5 protein-coding genes are annotated in these 2,653 nt (G+C 54.5%); 3 read left to right on the plus strand and 2 right to left on the minus strand.

What is annotated here, in order from left to right; translation table 11 throughout:
* The coding region (locus tag KVG87_RS26155; protein WP_367616695.1) for a phage regulatory CII family protein at positions 1-174 on the minus strand (174 nt) is incomplete at its 3' end.
* Positions 175-493: 319 nt separating this feature from the next.
* The gene (locus KVG87_RS25610) at positions 494-718 is read right to left on the minus strand and encodes a helix-turn-helix transcriptional regulator (RefSeq protein WP_045123078.1); all 225 of its coding nucleotides are present in this window, start codon (positions 716-718) and stop codon (positions 494-496) included.
* 100 nt (positions 719-818) lie between these two features.
* Between KVG87_RS25610 and KVG87_RS25615 the strand changes: the two genes are divergently transcribed.
* The 3 genes from KVG87_RS25615 to KVG87_RS25625 form a co-directional block, all read left to right on the plus strand.
* Entirely contained in the window at positions 819-1,568 is a 750-nt protein-coding gene (locus KVG87_RS25615; RefSeq protein ID WP_122691564.1) for an XRE family transcriptional regulator, read from the plus strand.
* 253 nt (positions 1,569-1,821) lie between these two features.
* Positions 1,822-2,412: a hypothetical protein gene (locus KVG87_RS25620; protein ID WP_217853223.1), complete on the plus strand. Its 591-nt coding sequence runs from the start codon at positions 1,822-1,824 to the stop codon at positions 2,410-2,412.
* Between the two features lie 9 nt (positions 2,413-2,421).
* A partial coding sequence (locus KVG87_RS25625; RefSeq protein ID WP_217853225.1) for a phage antirepressor KilAC domain-containing protein occupies positions 2,422-2,653 on the plus strand: 232 nt, incomplete at its 3' end.

Raw genomic sequence — 2,653 nt, forward strand, 5'->3', positions numbered from 1 at the left:
ACTCGGGTGAGTCGGCGACAACTTGTGCTGCAGCGTGGTCGGGTTGCGGCCAGTGGTAGCAGCAATGGCAGCAGCGCCGCCCGGGTAATCGCGAGCGGCGTGGTACAGCGCTAAATCGAGCGGCAGGATTTCCCGCTGCGCCCGTTCCAGAGAACTCAGAGCGATACGGCTCATGGCATTAATCCTAAAAGTTGCCAGTGCCGCGCGACAGAAGTTGGTGATACATTTGCCGCGTGGTCTGGAGAGGCCCAAAGCCGGCTAGGTTCGTAAGACCAACACCGGCACTGTGCCGGGGCGAACAATCCGTTGTTCACCCCTGGCGCAACAGCTGCCAGCTCTGTGGTAAGAACGGCAGCAACACCAAGGCTTCCGAGCCTTGGAAACGCGGTGAAGGTCGGCGGCATGTGGTGTGCTCGCCTTCCGACATCGCGACCCGACCGCATTGTGGTGATGCTATCGGGAGAAACTGGGCGACCCTTGGGTCGCCTTTTTTCTATGCGGCTTGGGACTCTTCCATTTCCGGAGGAAATACGTCATCAAGACTGCACGGCGCTCCTAGCTTATTGAGCGCTCTGACTATGGCTCTGCACTCCGTAAGCCCTGCGATTCGACGTCCTGCTTCGTAATTGCTTATACGTGCCTGAGTCCATCCAAGAGCTACAACGAGTTCCTTTTGCTTGATTCCAGCTTTCTCTCGATGTTCAGCGATCAGATTCATGATGCCCTCCAATTAGCCGGAGCCATCTTAATCACGAATCGCAGATATTTCAACACGCAAAGTGATGATAAATAATTTCAGAGCGTGGTAAAAAAAGCACATGAACACACTCGGCGAACGTATTAAGCAATACCGCAAAGCCAAGGGCATGAGCCAACAAGCCCTTGCTTTCGCTTGCGGTTGGGAATCCCAGTCTCGGATAGGCAATTACGAGAAAGGGGCTCGTCAGCCCAATCTCCACGACTTGCAAAAGATAGCGACAGCACTGGGAGTATCTTTTCCAGACTTGGTAGCAGGAAAAAATCGTTCCGACGTTGAGTCGTACTCAGACGCCATTCAAGGTCGGATTCGGTCTGAAGACCTTCTTGTGAGGGACTACGGAAGATCGAAAGACAAAGACCAACCTGTTAGCAGCCTTGTAGGCTGGGCTAAGGATGGAAAGGTGCCTGTGCTATCAAACGCGCAGCTTGGGAATCAGGGCTTCTTCGACACGGTAGAACCGCCACCAGGGCAAGGTGAAGGTTACCTAAACATTCATAGCGATGACCCAGATGCCTATGGCATAAGAGTCATGGGCGATAGCCTGATGCCCCGCATAAAAAATGGCGAGTTCGTTCTTATAGAGCCGAACAAACGCTTCAGTAGCGGTGACGAGGTCATAGTCCGAACGTCCTCCGGCAAAGCGATGATCAAAGAGTTTATTTATCTCCGAGACGGAATGTACCGGTTGGATAGCGTCAATACCGATTACGAAACTCTTCACATTGCAGAACAAGAGGTGGAGGAAATCCATCTCGTAGGCGGAATATTGAAGTCATCACGATTTCTACACAGTGCCGCACCAATTTAATCACATTATGTGTTGACACAAGCAAGCACATTACGTGATATTTGCCTCACTCTTTACCACAGAGCGAGGCAATACCAATGCGTACCACCGCAACCTTGCATGTCCATCCGGCATGCGTCAGCAATCGCAAACTGATCGAACAGCTGCAGCTCGCCACGGGCTGTATGGTCGTCATTTCTAACAGCAAACCCAAGCTTGTTGCCAAGTCCTGCCAGCCCTCTCCTATCGATCCAAACGGTGGAGGGCACGCGGCATGAGCAAGTACAAAATCGACAACCGCACCCTGCAGTTGCTAAACGCCCAGGTCAACCTGACCGAGACCTTCAACCACGTCCTGCGCACAGCACAGAAGCGTGAATGCCTGGCATTCCGTCTCAAGGTTGAGCGCAGCGCAGTGGAAAGCACTTTTGTCGTGGAACTGGGCAGCGAACGCCACACGCTGACCCTGCAGAACGACAGGACGATGCACCTCAAACTGGCCGACTTTATTGAAGAGATTGCCAACGGTCCGTTCGACGCGAGCAACTCCAGCGACCTGGTGCATCTCCCGCATGCCGATCGTCAATACGGCCATTTTGATGTCCAGGACAAGCAGCGTGTGTTCGAACTGGTGCACACCGGGGGCGTGCTGAGCCTCGACATGGGTTTTGAACTTCCCCTGCATGTGGCGCTGCATCGCACCCATTCGCGCCGCGGCGTCACCGCCATCTTGAGCATCGGCAACAAGAGCCCGCATACGCGCTGCTTCACCTTGTACGACTCCGATGCCGAGATCTACGCAAAGCTCACTGAGTCCATCAACCATCTTGCTGCAGCAGCCACTCCAGCTGCGCACGCTGCATAGGAGGACGCCATGGAACGCACCCTCGCCCAAACAGCCGCTCAACTCGGCCTCACTCGCCCCAAACTGATCACTCTCATGCGGGAAAAAGGTTTGCTCAAGGGAAACTTGCCGGCGGACCCGAAGCGCGACAAAGCATACCTGCGGGTCAAGGACAGTCCCTGGTATGACGAGAAACACGGAATGCAGTACAGCCAGTCGACTCGGGTGAAGCAGGCCGGTATCCGCTGGCTGGCCGAGCAGT

The organism is Pseudomonas siliginis, from assembly GCF_019145195.1.
In the GTDB taxonomy this organism is placed as follows: Bacteria; Pseudomonadota; Gammaproteobacteria; order Pseudomonadales; family Pseudomonadaceae; genus Aquipseudomonas; species Aquipseudomonas siliginis.